This is a genomic window from Leeia speluncae (assembly GCF_020564625.1).
GTDB classification, from domain to species: Bacteria; Pseudomonadota; Gammaproteobacteria; order Burkholderiales; family Leeiaceae; genus Leeia; species Leeia speluncae.
The window spans coordinates 501,545-515,004 of sequence record NZ_JAJBZT010000002.1; the positions used below are offsets into that span (position 1 = coordinate 501,545).

Here is a 13,460-nt window from a genome sequence, read left to right on the forward strand (position 1 = left end):
AAAATATTGATTTAAATAAGTTAAATTATCCGCTTTTTAATCGAAATTGAAGATGAAATAATGCAGTCACTTAGTTAGCGAACTGATTACTAGCTGGCTAACTTCTCTGTCGAAAAGACAGATCACTGAATGTAAAGGAAATGAATCATGAAAAAAATTATCGCAATCGTCGCTTCAGTATTGGCCCTTGGTGCTGCAATGACCGCTTCAGCAGCAGACAACCATAACCACGATGACTACCTAGCTCAGAAACAACAAGCTTTCGGTAAATAAGCCAAGCCAACGCTTGATTGAATAAAGAACAAATGAATTAAAGGACAAAGATCATGAAAAAAATTATCGCAATCGTCGCTTCAGTATTGGCTCTTGGCGCAGCAATGACCGCTTCAGCAGCAGACAACCATAACCACGATGACTACCTAGCTCAGAAACAACAAGCTTTCGGTAAATAAGCCAAGCCAACGCTTAGTTGAATAAAGAACAAACGAATTAAAGGACAAAGATCATGAAAAAAGTAATCGCAATCGTCGCTTCAGTATTGGCCCTTGGTGCTGCAATGACTGCTTCCGCAGCAGACAACCATAACCACGATGACTACCTAGCTCAGAAACAACAAGCTTTCGGTAAGTAATGGTTGCACTTTGCTTCGCTAAAGAGGCATTCGACCTGAAATAGGTCAACGTGGAGTAATCCACAGATATTAGGCTGAGAATCGATCACGATCTCGGCCTTTTGCTTTTTGAGTGGCAATGAATGGTGATTTTTAAAATTGCCAATCTAAAATACGAAAAAGTAAAAACGTCGCTATAGGTTGTAACTGTGTCGCTGCAAGTTGCCGAACCTTCCCCTTCTCTCCTTTAAAGTGTGCCTAACTTCTGCAATTGAACTAAAGCGCTTTTGCAATAGAAGTCATTCCGATCCTTTTGTTAGTGATTGAAAATTTGTAGCATCTGGATGCAATTTACTTTGAGGAGTAGAGCATCACAAGGCGGCAATTAGAACGATTATTTAAAGCATTGCTGAAAACTACACCAAGTTTGTTTTATTTAAATCTACGATTAGAACGGGCTAGGCAACTGCTTAAACAAACCGGCCTTGGTGTAATGGAGGTTTGTGTGGCTTGTGGCTTTGAGTCGTCTACCTATTTTGCACGAGCGTATCGGCAGCGATTTGGTCAAAGCCCGCGTGCAGATCGAACTAGCTTGTAATTTAACGCTCCTCCCCTCCTTCCTTGTATTTCCTTTTTTTAAACACATCTAAAAATTCGATTTAATAATGCTATTTATTGCGCTTTTATATCGAAAATAAAGATGAAATAATGCATTCACTTAGTTAGCAAACGTATTAATAGCTAGCTAACTTCTCTGTCGAAAAGACAGATCACTGAATGTAAAGGAAATGAATCATGAAAAAAGTAATCGCAATCGTCGCTTCAGTATTGGCTCTTGGCGCAGCAATGACCGCTTCAGCAGCAGACAACCATAACCACGATGACTACCTAGCTCAGAAAAAACAAGCTTTCGGTAAATAAACCAAGCCAACGCTTGGTTGAATAAAGAACAAACGAATTAAAGGACAAAGATCATGAAAAAAGTAATCGCAATCGTCGCTTCAGTATTGGCTCTTGGTGCAGCAATGACCGCTTCAGCAGCAGACAACCATAACCACGATGACTACCTAGCTCAGAAACAACAAGCTTTCGGTAAATAAGCCAAGCCAACGCTTGGTTGAATAAAGAACAAACGAATTAAAGAACAAAGATCATGAAAAAAGTAATCGCAATCGTCGCTTCAGTATTGGCTCTTGGCGCAGCAATGACCGCTTCAGCAGCAGACAACCATAACCACGATGACTACCTAGCTCAGAAACAGCAAGCTTTCGGTAAATAAGCTAGGCATACGCTTGGTTAAATAAAGAACAAACGAATTAAAGGACAAAGATCATGAAAAAAATTATCGCAATTGTCGCTTCAGTATTGGCTCTTGGCGCAGCAATGACCGCTTCAGCAGCAGACAACCATAACCACGAAGACTACCTAGCTCAGAAACAACAAGCATTTGGTAAATAAGCATGCGGGCCACAATAAAAAACCCAAGGTAAATAGTCAACCTTGGGTTTTTTATATCGATCGGTAGTAGCGAATATTTCATTCGCCCTTCAAGCTACATCACTGAAAACGCTTTAATAATCCATCTAACTGATCAAGACTGTCATAGTCGATCACAATCTTGCCTTTACCTTTGGTGTTGCCTTTAATTTCCACTTTTGTGCCTAGTCGATCAGACAGATTTTCTGATAGTTTTGCCACGTCTGGATTCACCGGTTTTGCCTTGGTCGGTGGTTTTGGGTTTAACCAATCTTTCACTAATGCTTCCGTTTGGCGAACATTTAGTGATTTATCAACTACATTTTGTGCGGCAGAAAGTTGTAGATTGGCTGGCAATGCAAGCAAGGCGCGTGCATGACCCATTTCCATTTTCTTTTCATTCAAAAAGGTTTGGATCGCTTTCGGCAGTTGCAACAAGCGAAGTAAGTTACTGACTGCACTACGAGAACGGCCAACTGCATTGGCAGCCGTTTCATGAGTCATGCCAAATTCGTCAATCAGACGCTGTAAACCTTGTGCTTCTTCCAGCGCATTGAGTTCTTGGCGCTGAATGTTTTCAATCAAGGCAATTGCTAATGCAGCTTCATCGGCCACATTGCGGATAATCACTGGCACATCAGTCAGCCCGGCTAGCTGAGAAGCTCTCCAGCGGCGTTCACCGGCAATAATTTCATAGCGGTCTGGTAGTGGCAGTGCTCGTACCAAGATCGGCTGAATCAACCCTTGAGATTGAATCGAGCTAGCAAGTTCGGATAGCGCTTCGCTATCCATATGGCTACGAGGCTGGTACTTACCTGGCTGTAAAAAGCTAACCGGTAAGGTAGAAAGCGTGTCATCACTGGTACTTAGGCTATCAGCTAATAATGCATCTAACCCGCGTCCCAAACCTTTGAGTTTTGCCATCTTGAAAAAGATCTCCGACGATATTTAGGCAGCAGAATCGGCAGTTTCGGGAAGCGATAACTGACAACGACTAATGAGTTCATCTGTAAAGGCGGCGTAAGCTTGCGCACCACGAGAAGATTTATCGTAAAGCACGCCCGGAATACCATGACTTGGTGCTTCGGCGAGCCTTACATTACGAGGAATGACGGTTTCAAACACTTTGTCACCAAAATGCTTTTGCAACTGTTCTGATACTTGCTGGCTAAGGGTGCTACGCGCATCGACCATGGTGCGAAGTAAGCCCAAAATATCAATGCGATTATTCAGGTGCTTTTTCACCATGCGAATCGTGTTCACTAGGTCAGACAACCCTTCCAGCGCGTAGTATTCGCATTGCATCGGGATGAGTACGGCATCGGCTGCGACTAATCCATTCAGCGTGAGCAGATTCAGTGCGGGCGGGCAATCTAACAAGATCAAATCATATTGATCCTGGATGTCTTCCAGCGCACCTTTTAACCGTTGTTCACGTGCTAGTAGGCTAACCATTTCCACTTCTGCGCCGGCCAAATCGCGGTTGGCAGGAATGACATCAAACCCTGCATCCGCCTTTTTCCGAATGTCAGTCAGCTCAGCGGTTTCTAGTAGCAGGTGGTAAACGGTTAGCGGTACATGCAATTTATCGATGCCGCATCCCATGGTGGCATTGGCTTGCGGGTCCAGATCGACGAGCAACACGCGGAGGCCCTTTGCGGCCAAACCGGCAGACAAGTTGACGGCGGTGGTGGTTTTTCCCACCCCACCTTTCTGGTTGGTAATCGCAAGCGTTATCGCCATCTGGACGTCCTTTTGCTGATTAAGCAGCGACTTTACGGATGGTCACCAAGTGACGTTCCGCATTGAGTTCAGGCACCACTAACGGGGTGATCGATTCTACTTTGAATCCTGCCGGTAGTTGCGCCACTTCTTCAAACGGATAAACACCCTTCATGGCTTGGAATGCACCGTCAGCCGCAAGCATTTTATGCGCTAGCTTCACAAAGTCAGCAAGCTCAGAGAATGCACGAGAAATAACAGTATCAAACGGTGGAATATCCAATGCTTCGATACGACCGGTGTGTACGGTGACGTTCGGCAGTTGTAATTCGATCGCCGCTTGTTGCAAGAAGGCCGTCTTTTTATGGTTGCTATCGATTAAGTGGATTTCCCAGTCTGGGCGAGAAATCGCCAAAATAAGGCCAGGAATACCACCACCGCTACCTACATCTAAAATACGTTTGCTACTGCTTAGATGAGGAATAACCGCTAGTGCGTCTAACAAATGATGGGTCACCATTTGTTCAGGGTCACGAACCGCCGTCAGATTATGGATTTTATTCCACTTTACTAATAGCTGTAGGTATTCAAGCAATAAGAGTTGACGCGTTTTATCTAAAGATAAGCCTAGTGCATCAATACCGCGTGCGAGTTGTTCTTTCAATTCTTCCAGATTCATCATGCATTTTCCGGGTAAATACCCAATTGGTAGTCGATGGGGAATGGCTAATTAGTTAGCCTTATTTGCCTGTTGTTGTTTTTTTAAATGAACCAACAGGATCGAAATTGCCGCCGGGGTAATGCCGGAAATACGAGATGCCTGTCCCAAGGTCTGGGGTTTGTGTTGATTCAATTTTTGCTGAACTTCTTTTGATAGTCCGCGTACGTCGTTGTAATCCATGTCTACTGATAGCGCGACGTCTTCCAATTCACCCACACGGGCAACATCGGCTTGTTGTCGCTCAATATAGCCTTGGTATTTAATCTGAATTTCTACCTGCTCACGAATAGCAGGGTCTGTCATGGCTTTATCACTCAGTGGATCCCAGCCGCTTACTTCCAAAGTATGTAGTTGGTCGTAAGTGACGTTCGGGCGACGTAGCAAATCTGCTAATGAGTACTCGCGTTCAATCCCCATCCCTAATACTGGCATGGCTGCTTCGGTACTAAGAATGCGGGGATTTACCCAAGTAGATTTTAGGCGTTCGATGTCAGCTGCCACGGCATCCCGCTTACGGCTAAATGCATCCCACCTTGCGTCATCTACTAAGCCCATTTCTCGGCCAATTTCAGTTAGACGTAAATCGGCGTTATCTTCACGTAGTTGCAAGCGGTACTCGGCGCGGCTGGTAAACATACGGTACGGTTCGGTGACGCCACGGGTAATCAGGTCATCTACCAAGACGCCAAGGTAGGCTTCGTCACGACGTGGACACCATCCTTCTTGTTCTTTTGATTGGCGCGCCGCGTTAATCCCTGCCAACAAGCCTTGTGCGGCAGCTTCTTCATAACCGGTGGTGCCGTTAATTTGACCCGCAAAGAAAAGACCGTTAATCGCTTTTGTTTCTAGCGTATTTTTTAACCCGCGTGGATCAAAGTAATCGTATTCGATGGCATAGCCTGGACGCAAAATGTGTGCGGCTTCAAGGCCTGGCAAACTATGAATCACTGCGAGCTGAACATCAAACGGCAAGCTGGTCGATACGCCGTTTGGATAAATCTCATGCGTGGTTAGGCCTTCTGGTTCTAGGAAGACTTGATGGCTATCTTTATCGGCAAAGCGGGTGATTTTGTCTTCAATTGACGGGCAATAACGAGGGCCGATCCCTTCAATCACGCCGGCATACATCGGGCTACGATCTAAGTTGGCACGAATGATGTCATGTGTTTTTTCATTGGTATGAGTGATCCAGCAAGGCAATTGTTGCGGATGCATGTCACGGCTACCCATGTAAGAAAACACTGGAGCAGGATCATCGCCTGGTTGTACTTGTAGTCTGGAAAAATCGATGGTTTTACCATCAATACGTGGTGGCGTGCCTGTTTTTAGGCGGCCAACTGGCAGTTGCATGCCACGTAAACGCTGAGACAAGGTAATGGACGCAGGGTCCCCTGCCCGACCGGCGGTGTAGTTCGACATGCCGACGTGTACCAAACCATTTAAGAACGTACCGGCCGTTAAAACCACCGAGTCTGCCTCAAAGCGAATACCCACTTGCGTTAATACGCCGGTGACTTTGTCGCCGTGCAAGGTAATGTCGTCAACCGCTTGTTGGAACAAGGTTAAGTTGGGTTGGTTTTCCAGCATGCGACGGATCGCTGCTTTATAAAGAATGCGGTCTGCTTGCGCACGCGTGGCGCGAACAGCGGGGCCTTTTGAAGAGTTGAGAGTTCTGAACTGAATGCCACCTTCGTCTGTTGCTAGTGCCATCGCACCGCCCAAGGCATCCACTTCTTTCACCAAGTGGCCTTTGCCGATCCCACCAATAGATGGGTTACAAGACATTTGACCAAGGGTTTCAATATTGTGTGTTAACAATAAAGTTTGGCAACCCATACGGGCGGCCGCAAGCGCAGCCTCGGTGCCTGCATGGCCACCACCGACGACAATCACATCAAAGCGCTTTGGATACAGCATCAGAACCATCCGGAAATCTTCAATCGAACAGCGTATTTTACGTGATTTGTATGTCGGATAATAGGCGATCTTGTACGATTTTCAGCCAAACCGGTTTGGTTTCACGTGAAACGCAACGAAAAATAGCCTATATAAATCAAGAAGATGGCGTCTATGCAGTTATTTCATAGGCGCCATCAAATTTGTTCATTTAGTAGAAAATGAGTGTTTATTTCAGCATATCAAAGATCATCTTACCGATGAGCAAGAAGACTAAGACCAAAAATAGCTTACGAATGAGCTTGCTGCCATAGCGAATGGCGAGGTGGCTTCCAACATAAGCACCGATTAAATTGCAGACCGCCATTGGTAGCGCAATGAGCCAAAGCACGTGGCCCGTCAGACCAAATAAGATAATCGAACCAATGTTAGATGCCAGGTTGGCCAGTTTTGCGTTTGCAGAGGCATGCAGAAAATCAAACCCAAAAATGCGCACAAACGCAAAAATGAAGAAAGTTCCTGTCCCCGGTCCAAAGAATCCATCATAACCACCAATCAAGGCACCGATGCCTGCGGCAAGCCACAGGGCTTTCTTGCCCGTTTGCTTCGGTTCATGACTAGTGCCTAACTTGGGTTGCAGCAGGGTTTGAATCGCTACAATGAGCAACAAGGTAACGACAATCGGGCGCATATACTCTGCGGGTAGCGCTTGTGCAAAGCTGGTACCTATCATCGAAAAAGTAAAAGAGGCTGCCATGGTGGTGAAGGTGATGGCCCATGGCATGGTCACTTTTCTGGCAAATCGGTAGGAGGCCATACTGACCCCAAATGCCGAAGAGACTTTATTGGTGCCAAGTAGACTAGCGGGAATTTCTTTAGGAAAAATGCCGAATAAAGCGGGTATTTGAATGAGGCCCCCTCCTCCGACTGCTGCATCCATTAGTCCAGCAGTAAAGGCGGCGATACCCGCAACAACCCATATCCAATCCATTTTTATTGGCTCCCCTTAAAAGGGCATTCTACCCGAATGTAGAAAAAGGGATAAATTCATTCCATTAAATAGTTGAATGCTTGAGCGATGAGACAAATAACCCTATAAATAATAGGGGAAGATGGAAAAGACATTGAAACGTTGGCTGCATCTAGTGTTATGCTAATCCTTTGCACTTCTGACTGCGGAGAATCGAGTGTCTTTACAATCCATAAAGCCCAGCAAACCGATCATCAGCTTTGAACGGTTCTCGGTTTTAATCGTGGAAGACAACCAAGCGATGCGCGAAAGCATGAAATCGATGATGAATGCGATTGGCATCACACGTATCGATATTGCCCAGCGTGCGGCAGAAGCAAGGAAAAAATTCTCCGGCAAACAATTCGATATTGTCTTGTGTGATTACATGCTCGACCCCGAAGGAATGAATGGTCAGGAGCTGCTGGAAGAGCTTCGTATTTCTAAGCAAATTACAGCTGAAACTATCTTTATCATGACCACTGCGGAGCGGATCTACGAAAAGGTCGTGGCCGCTGCGGAATATGGTCCGGATGATTACATCTTAAAACCCTTCTCACATGATGTATTGTTTTCCAGATTAAATCGGGCGATTGAACGAAAAACCGCATTAGGTGAAGTGTATCAACTCATAGAAAAGCGGGATTTAGATAATGCCATTTTGGCCTGTGATACTGGGCTAAAAAAAGCCCCGCGTTTTGTGGTGGATTTTCTGCGCTTGAAAGCAGAGTTGTTGCTTCAGCAAGATCGTCATGAAGAAGCACAAAAGCTCTACGACGATATTCTTAGCCATAAGGCAGTACCTTGGGCTAAATACGGCATGGCTCAGATTTTCCAAGCCACCAGTCAGCTAGAACTGGCGGGAGAGGCTTTAAAAGAGTTGGTCGCGGATAATCCGCATTTTCTAAGGGCGTATGACACGCTAGCACAAGTCCAAAGAGAAAGTGGCGACCCAGAAGGGGCGCAAGCCACTTTGCAAAAAGCGGTTGATAGATCGCTTAGTATTGCCCGTGTGTTAGAAATTGGCGAGTTAGCCAAAGAGAATGGCGACTTACAAACTGCTGAAATTATGTTTGGTAAGGCGGTAAGTCGGGCGGGTATTTCTGAGTTAATTAAGCCAGATCATGTATTGGGCTTAGCGGCTGTCAAAAGTGAACTCGGTAAGCACGATGATGCATTATCTGTGCTATCGCAAGGTAAGCGCTCGATGCATAGCACCGAGATGAATATCACCGCATCAGTGGTAGAGGCGCGTATCTATGCAGAAAAAGGCAATCATGAGCACGCCAGGAAAATGCTTGATCAAGCATTAGCGTTGATGAAACGAGATGGCGTCGGGATTAGTAGTGAACTGGCGCCGGAAGTGATCAAAGCCTGTTTGCTGCTTGATCACCCTGAAACGTTGGAGTTGGCGCAGTCGGTACTAGAACAGCATTCAGACGAGAAACTGCGCAAAAATATTGAAAACTTGTTCATGCGCAATGGTAAGTCCGACTTCTTCAACAAGGCCTCTCAAGGTGCTGTGGAAGTGGTGACCAAAATCAATAATGATGGTGTGCAAGCGGCTAGCCGTGGTGACTTTAAAACGGCGATTAAGCTGATGACCGATGCGTACAATCGAATGCCTGCCAATACGCGGGTGGCGATTAACTTATCTAAGATCCTGATTGCAGCACTTGAGAAAAATGGCTATGACCAAGACTACGCGACACAGGTAGAAAATATTGTTCTAAATATCAGCTCGGTAAAAGACAATCAAATTCGCCAACAAGTGCAAGTGGTGAAACAAAAACTCATTCAAATTCTAAGTCGTCAGGGGAAATCATGGCGCAATTAATCCCTACCCTACTGGCTGCTGTGGTGCATGACAATAAAAACCTCATGCATGAAGTGTTGCTGCGAATTGATGCGATTGCTGCGGATGAGCGAGCAGAGCCCATTAAATCAGACATCGAACAACTTCGACAAAAGTTGAAACATCTTGTGGATGGCTCGCTCAGCGTTTTATCGCTTTATCAGCGCAATATGGATAAAGAGTCGCTGCAGTTGAACTACAACACGGTGACTTTAGCGGACTTCCTGCAAGAGATCTTGGATGAGTCGACTGACAGTGTGGCCCAGAAAGGGCTAGAAATGGAAGTGCTGTTAGACGATGAGTTACCATCGGTGTGGATTTTTGATGCAGATATGGTGCGATTAGCGATTAAGGTGGGCATTCAAAATGCCCTAGATTTTGCACAACACCGTATTGAGGTCGTTTGCTACTCTGAAGATAGCCGTTTATGCATCAGTATAGAAGATGACGGTGAATATGATTCCGATAGCGTCCCTATTCATCGGCCAAGTGCATCTGGCGTAGGGATTATGCTGGCTAACCAGCTATTAGCCGCCCATGAAGATCAGAAAACCGGCAGAAAAGGGGAAGTTAAATTTGAGCGCAGCACCAGATTATCTGGCGCCGCGCTTCGCTGCTATTTGCCTTGATGATGTAGGCGTTGGGCAAGCATCACCATGCCCACTGCGCCTAAAATGATGAGCATAGCAAACCCCATTTTGGGGGAAACATGCTCATTATTAAGTACTACTCCTAAAGTCACCGCCACCATTGGATTCACATAAGCATAGCTTGTCGCCAATGCCGGTCTTACATTTCTCATTAAGTACGAGTAGGCTGAATACGCCAAAATCGAGCCAAACACGGCTAAATAAAGCATGGCTAAGATGGAATGCGTAGTTGGTATTGCATGTAAGCGCTCTCCCCTTGTAAAGCCAAAGATTAGCATCAATGCGCCCCCCATTAGCATTTGGGTAGCACTGCCCATCATACCGTTGGCGAGTGGTAAGCGTTTACCAATAACCGTGCCTAATGCCCAGCAAGCCGCCGCAGAGAGTAGCAAAAAGATACCTAAGGGCTGTGCGAGTAGTGTTTTTTCACTATTGAGTAAGACGATTCCTGCAAAGCCAGTCACAATCCCCGACCACTCTAGCCAGTGGGCTGGTTGCCGATTCACTAGGTGGCCAAAAATCAGCGCAAATAAAGGCACCGTAGCAATCATAATGGCGGCGACGCCACTTGGCATCCATTGTTCGGCAATCGTCACTAAACCATTGCCACCAGCCATCATCAATAGGCCCATTAATGCTGCGGCACGCCATTGCTGGCGGGTAGGCATTGTTTCGCCTCGTGACAAGCACCATAGAAACATCGCGGTTCCTGCTAATAAAAACCGTGTCCCGGCCATCAGCAACGGCGGAATGCTCTCAATGGCCCATGCAATCCCAAGGTACGTGGATCCCCATACGATATAGACGGACAGCAAAGCGATGATCACTGTTGGACTAAACATCGTTGGACGAGCGGGAGGAGAGATCGCAGTGGCTGACATGATATAAATCCTAAAGAGTCGTTAGGCGGTTGCCTGTCTTCCTATTCATGAAGGCCAGTAAAAGGGCATTTATGAAGGTTGGAATGAGATTTATTCTAATCAGATTGCGGTAATAAATGCAGTGGGGTTAAGTGGAAAAAATGAAATAACACTTTTGTTTAAAAGGCCAAACAGTGTTTTGGCTTTGAAAACAATAATGCCCGCACAAGGCGGGCATTATTGTATGCAGACAACCGGCTTATTCGCCTTTTTTCAGTGCTTCTAAGCGATGCTCTAGGTAGTGAATACTAGTACCACCTTTTATAAATGCTGCATCAAGCATTAATTCCTGATGTAGTGGGATATTGGTTTTAATACCGCCAACCATCATCTCAGAAAGTGCAATACGCATTTTTGCCATCGCTTGCTCACGGGTTTTTCCATAAGCAATCAGCTTCGCTACCATCGAATCATAGTTCGATGGAACACGATAACCTTGGTAAATATGTGAATCTACACGAATACCAGGACCACCAGGCGCATGATAAGTAGTGACCACACCTGGCGATGGGATGAAATTGAATGGATCTTCCGCATTAATACGGCATTCAAATGCATGACCTGTCAGGTGAACGTCTTTCTGGCTAAACGATAGCTTCTGACCCGCAGCAATTTTAATCTGTTCTTGAACAATATCAATGCCGGTAATCATTTCGGTCACAGGGTGCTCTACCTGAACGCGGGTGTTCATTTCAATGAAGTAGAACTCGCCGTTTTCAAACAAGAACTCAAATGTACCTGCGCCACGATAGCCAATGCGACGACATGCTTCTGCACATGCCTCGCCTACTTTTTGGCGTTGCGCCGCTGTAATACCTGGTGCTGGTGCTTCTTCAATCACCTTTTGGTGACGACGCTGCATCGAGCAATCACGTTCACCTAAGTAAACCGCATTGCCATGCTCATCAGCCAATACCTGAATTTCCACGTGACGTGGATTTTCTAGGAATTTTTCCATGTAGACAGTTGGGTTACCGAATGCGGCACCGGCTTCTGTTCGGGTCATTTGAACAGAATTGATCAATGAACCTTCAGAATGCACGACACGCATCCCACGACCACCACCACCGCCAGCCGCTTTAATGATGACTGGATAGCCAATTTCCTTAGCTATTTTCATGATCTCTTTCGGATCATCCGGTAGTGCACCACCAGAACCAGGTACACAAGGTACACCTGCTTCAATCATGGCTTGCTTAGCAGACACCTTGTCACCCATTTTGCGAATGGTGTCAGGGCGTGGGCCGATAAAGACAAAGCCACTTTTTTCTACGCGCTCAGCAAAGTCTGCGTTTTCAGACAAGAAGCCGTAGCCTGGGTGAATCGCTTGTGCGTCTGTCACTTCTGCCGCAGAAATAATCGCTGGCACATTTAAGTAACTTTGATTGCTTGGTGCTGGACCAATACAAACAGACTCATCTGCCAACTTCACGTATTTCGCTTCGCGGTCCACGTCAGAGTGAACAACAACGGTTTTAATGCCCATTTCACGGCATGCACGTTGAATGCGTAGTGCGATTTCGCCACGGTTGGCAATCAGAATTTTTTCAAACATGTTAGATTCTCCGTGAGGAAGAAACCAGAATGAGGCAGGTGTTAATCAACCTGCCTTGTCTTTCTCAGGAATTACTCGATGACGAATAGTGGCTCGCCGTATTCAACTGGCTGGCCATTTTCGATCAAGACAGCTTTCACCACGCCGGCGCGGTCAGCTTCGATTTCATTCATTAGTTTCATCGCTTCGATAATACAGAGGCGATCGCCAACGCTAACAGACTGGCCAACGTCAACAAATGCTTTTGCACCTGGTGCACCTGCACGGTAGAAAGTACCTACCATTGGTGATTTTACTAGGCTTGCATCTGCATAGCCTGGTGCTGCTGCAGGTTCAGCCGCTGCTGGTGCTGCTGCAGCCACTGGTGCTGCTGCAGGGATAATTTGCTGCATTGGTGCAGCATAGGTTGGTGCATGTGCAACGGTGCTGGTGATACGAACTTTTTCTTCACCTTCGGTGACTTCTAGCTCGGCAATACCAGATTCTTGAACTAGATCAATTAGCTTCTTTAGCTTACGCAAATCCATGTAGGTCTCCTTGAATGCGAAGAGTTAGCCTGCCAGCTTGGCAAGGGCGTGTTCTAGCGCGTAAAGGTAGCCATCCGCGCCCAAACCACAAATTACCCCAACCGCCTTATCCGAAAAATAAGAATGATGACGGAAAGGCTCTCTGGCATGAACATTGGACAGATGAACTTCAATGAAAGGGATCTCGACTGCAGACAGCGCATCACGAAGTGCGACGCTGGTATGAGTAAATGCAGCCGGATTGATAATGATGTAATCCGTACCGTCCGTTCTCGCTGCATGAATTCTGTCAATAAGCACATGCTCAGCATTGCTTTGCAGATAATCGAGCGAGGCACCCCGCTCAGCCGCAATTGCTTGCAGACGAGCGTTGATATCGGCGAGGGTCAGACTCCCGTAATGTTCGGGCTCCCGAGTACCAAGCAGATTCAGGTTTGGGCCGTGCAGCACCAAGATTTTTGGTGTTGGGGTAGTCATTTCACTACCTTCTGCGGGACGGTTTAGATTTTGCATGGGCGC

19 protein-coding genes are annotated in these 13,460 nt (G+C 46.3%); 10 read left to right on the top strand and 9 right to left on the bottom strand.

From position 1 onward, the window contains the following. Positions 1 to 147 precede the first annotated feature (147 nt). The 8 genes from LIN78_RS18095 (at position 148) to LIN78_RS18125 (ending at position 2,068) form a co-directional block, all read left to right on the top strand. Positions 148 to 273 carry a hypothetical protein gene (locus LIN78_RS18095; RefSeq protein ID WP_264474490.1) on the top strand — a complete coding sequence of 42 codons (126 nt, stop codon included), beginning with the start codon at positions 148 to 150 and terminating at the stop codon, positions 271 to 273. A 53-nt stretch (positions 274 to 326) separates the two neighbouring features. Then, the gene (locus LIN78_RS18100; protein ID WP_264474490.1) at positions 327 to 452 is read left to right on the top strand and encodes a hypothetical protein; all 126 of its coding nucleotides are present in this window, start codon (positions 327 to 329) and stop codon (positions 450 to 452) included. 53 nt (positions 453 to 505) lie between these two features. Further along, entirely contained in the window at positions 506 to 631 is a 126-nt protein-coding gene (locus LIN78_RS18105) for a hypothetical protein (RefSeq protein WP_264474491.1), read from the top strand. A 349-nt stretch (positions 632 to 980) separates the two neighbouring features. Further along, complete coding sequence (locus LIN78_RS05385; RefSeq protein ID WP_308443951.1) at positions 981 to 1,208, top strand: helix-turn-helix domain-containing protein; 228 nt, start codon at positions 981 to 983, stop codon at positions 1,206 to 1,208. A 197-nt stretch (positions 1,209 to 1,405) separates the two neighbouring features. Further along, a complete protein-coding gene (locus LIN78_RS18110; protein WP_264474492.1) occupies positions 1,406 to 1,531 on the top strand; it encodes a hypothetical protein in 126 nt (41 codons plus the stop codon). A 53-nt stretch (positions 1,532 to 1,584) separates the two neighbouring features. Continuing rightward, on the top strand, positions 1,585 to 1,710 hold the full coding sequence (locus LIN78_RS18115) for a hypothetical protein (RefSeq protein WP_264474491.1): 126 nt from the start codon (positions 1,585 to 1,587) through the stop codon (positions 1,708 to 1,710). A gap of 53 nt (positions 1,711 to 1,763) precedes the next feature. Continuing rightward, positions 1,764 to 1,889: a hypothetical protein gene (locus LIN78_RS18120; protein ID WP_264474491.1), complete on the top strand. Its 126-nt coding sequence runs from the start codon at positions 1,764 to 1,766 to the stop codon at positions 1,887 to 1,889. Positions 1,890 to 1,942: 53 nt separating this feature from the next. After that, on the top strand, positions 1,943 to 2,068 hold the full coding sequence (locus LIN78_RS18125) for a hypothetical protein (RefSeq protein ID WP_264474493.1): 126 nt from the start codon (positions 1,943 to 1,945) through the stop codon (positions 2,066 to 2,068). Positions 2,069 to 2,167: 99 nt separating this feature from the next. On the opposite strand, the gene LIN78_RS05390 is transcribed toward LIN78_RS18125, so the two are convergent. From LIN78_RS05390 to LIN78_RS05410, 5 genes are all read right to left on the bottom strand, one after another. Beyond that, positions 2,168 to 3,010, bottom strand: a complete 843-nt coding sequence (locus tag LIN78_RS05390) for a ParB/RepB/Spo0J family partition protein (protein WP_227179286.1) — start codon at positions 3,008 to 3,010, stop codon at positions 2,168 to 2,170. A 24-nt stretch (positions 3,011 to 3,034) separates the two neighbouring features. After that, positions 3,035 to 3,829 carry a ParA family protein gene (locus LIN78_RS05395; RefSeq protein WP_227179288.1) on the bottom strand — a complete coding sequence of 265 codons (795 nt, stop codon included), beginning with the start codon at positions 3,827 to 3,829 and terminating at the stop codon, positions 3,035 to 3,037. Positions 3,830 to 3,848: 19 nt separating this feature from the next. After that, on the bottom strand, positions 3,849 to 4,487 hold the full coding sequence (gene rsmG, locus LIN78_RS05400; protein WP_227179512.1) for a 16S rRNA (guanine(527)-N(7))-methyltransferase RsmG: 639 nt from the start codon (positions 4,485 to 4,487) through the stop codon (positions 3,849 to 3,851). 51 nt (positions 4,488 to 4,538) lie between these two features. Next, positions 4,539 to 6,446 (bottom strand): tRNA uridine-5-carboxymethylaminomethyl(34) synthesis enzyme MnmG, encoded by a 1,908-nt coding sequence (mnmG, locus tag LIN78_RS05405; protein ID WP_505744253.1) that lies wholly within the window; start codon positions 6,444 to 6,446, stop codon positions 4,539 to 4,541. A gap of 208 nt (positions 6,447 to 6,654) precedes the next feature. After that, entirely contained in the window at positions 6,655 to 7,416 is a 762-nt protein-coding gene (locus LIN78_RS05410) for a TSUP family transporter (protein ID WP_227179292.1), read from the bottom strand. 196 nt (positions 7,417 to 7,612) lie between these two features. On the opposite strand from LIN78_RS05410, the gene LIN78_RS05415 reads away from it, so the two are divergent. Continuing rightward, positions 7,613 to 9,271, top strand: coding sequence for a response regulator (locus LIN78_RS05415; protein WP_227179294.1), 1,659 nt, complete (start codon positions 7,613 to 7,615; stop codon positions 9,269 to 9,271). After that, positions 9,259 to 9,918 (top strand): sensor histidine kinase, encoded by a 660-nt coding sequence (locus LIN78_RS05420; protein ID WP_227179295.1) that lies wholly within the window; start codon positions 9,259 to 9,261, stop codon positions 9,916 to 9,918. The genes LIN78_RS05415 and LIN78_RS05420 overlap by 13 nt, the downstream gene beginning before the upstream one ends. Here the strand turns inward: LIN78_RS05420 and yedA are convergent. The 4 genes from yedA to aroQ form a co-directional block, all read right to left on the bottom strand. Continuing rightward, complete coding sequence (yedA, locus tag LIN78_RS05425; protein ID WP_227179296.1) at positions 9,906 to 10,820, bottom strand: drug/metabolite exporter YedA; 915 nt, start codon at positions 10,818 to 10,820, stop codon at positions 9,906 to 9,908. The two genes, LIN78_RS05420 and yedA, sit on opposite strands and share 13 nt — an antisense overlap. Positions 10,821 to 11,058: 238 nt before the next feature. Continuing rightward, positions 11,059 to 12,414, bottom strand: a complete 1,356-nt coding sequence (accC, locus tag LIN78_RS05430) for an acetyl-CoA carboxylase biotin carboxylase subunit (protein WP_227179297.1) — start codon at positions 12,412 to 12,414, stop codon at positions 11,059 to 11,061. A gap of 71 nt (positions 12,415 to 12,485) precedes the next feature. Next, on the bottom strand, positions 12,486 to 12,941 hold the full coding sequence (accB, locus tag LIN78_RS05435) for an acetyl-CoA carboxylase biotin carboxyl carrier protein (RefSeq protein WP_227179298.1): 456 nt from the start codon (positions 12,939 to 12,941) through the stop codon (positions 12,486 to 12,488). A gap of 24 nt (positions 12,942 to 12,965) precedes the next feature. Continuing rightward, a complete protein-coding gene (gene aroQ / locus LIN78_RS05440) occupies positions 12,966 to 13,418 on the bottom strand; it encodes a type II 3-dehydroquinate dehydratase (RefSeq protein WP_227179300.1) in 453 nt (150 codons plus the stop codon). Positions 13,419 to 13,460 lie beyond the last annotated feature (42 nt).

Coding starts and splice junctions, on each gene's coding strand:
- LIN78_RS18105 (WP_264474491.1), top strand. CDS start 506: ATGAAAAAAGTAATCGCAATCGTCGCTTCAGTATTGGCCCTTGGTGCT.
- LIN78_RS05390 (WP_227179286.1), bottom strand. CDS start 3,010: ATGGCAAAACTCAAAGGTTTGGGACGCGGGTTAGATGCATTATTAGCT.
- LIN78_RS18110 (WP_264474492.1), top strand. CDS start 1,406: ATGAAAAAAGTAATCGCAATCGTCGCTTCAGTATTGGCTCTTGGCGCA.
- LIN78_RS05395 (WP_227179288.1), bottom strand. CDS start 3,829: ATGGCGATAACGCTTGCGATTACCAACCAGAAAGGTGGGGTGGGAAAA.
- accC (WP_227179297.1), bottom strand. CDS start 12,414: ATGTTTGAAAAAATTCTGATTGCCAACCGTGGCGAAATCGCACTACGC.
- LIN78_RS05420 (WP_227179295.1), top strand. CDS start 9,259: ATGGCGCAATTAATCCCTACCCTACTGGCTGCTGTGGTGCATGACAAT.
- LIN78_RS18125 (WP_264474493.1), top strand. CDS start 1,943: ATGAAAAAAATTATCGCAATTGTCGCTTCAGTATTGGCTCTTGGCGCA.
- accB (WP_227179298.1), bottom strand. CDS start 12,941: ATGGATTTGCGTAAGCTAAAGAAGCTAATTGATCTAGTTCAAGAATCT.
- aroQ (WP_227179300.1), bottom strand. CDS start 13,418: ATGACTACCCCAACACCAAAAATCTTGGTGCTGCACGGCCCAAACCTG.
- LIN78_RS18115 (WP_264474491.1), top strand. CDS start 1,585: ATGAAAAAAGTAATCGCAATCGTCGCTTCAGTATTGGCTCTTGGTGCA.
- LIN78_RS18120 (WP_264474491.1), top strand. CDS start 1,764: ATGAAAAAAGTAATCGCAATCGTCGCTTCAGTATTGGCTCTTGGCGCA.
- yedA (WP_227179296.1), bottom strand. CDS start 10,820: ATGTCAGCCACTGCGATCTCTCCTCCCGCTCGTCCAACGATGTTTAGT.
- LIN78_RS18095 (WP_264474490.1), top strand. CDS start 148: ATGAAAAAAATTATCGCAATCGTCGCTTCAGTATTGGCCCTTGGTGCT.
- LIN78_RS05410 (WP_227179292.1), bottom strand. CDS start 7,416: ATGGATTGGATATGGGTTGTTGCGGGTATCGCCGCCTTTACTGCTGGA.
- LIN78_RS18100 (WP_264474490.1), top strand. CDS start 327: ATGAAAAAAATTATCGCAATCGTCGCTTCAGTATTGGCTCTTGGCGCA.
- rsmG (WP_227179512.1), bottom strand. CDS start 4,487: ATGAATCTGGAAGAATTGAAAGAACAACTCGCACGCGGTATTGATGCA.
- mnmG (WP_505744253.1), bottom strand. CDS start 6,446: ATGCTGTATCCAAAGCGCTTTGATGTGATTGTCGTCGGTGGTGGCCAT.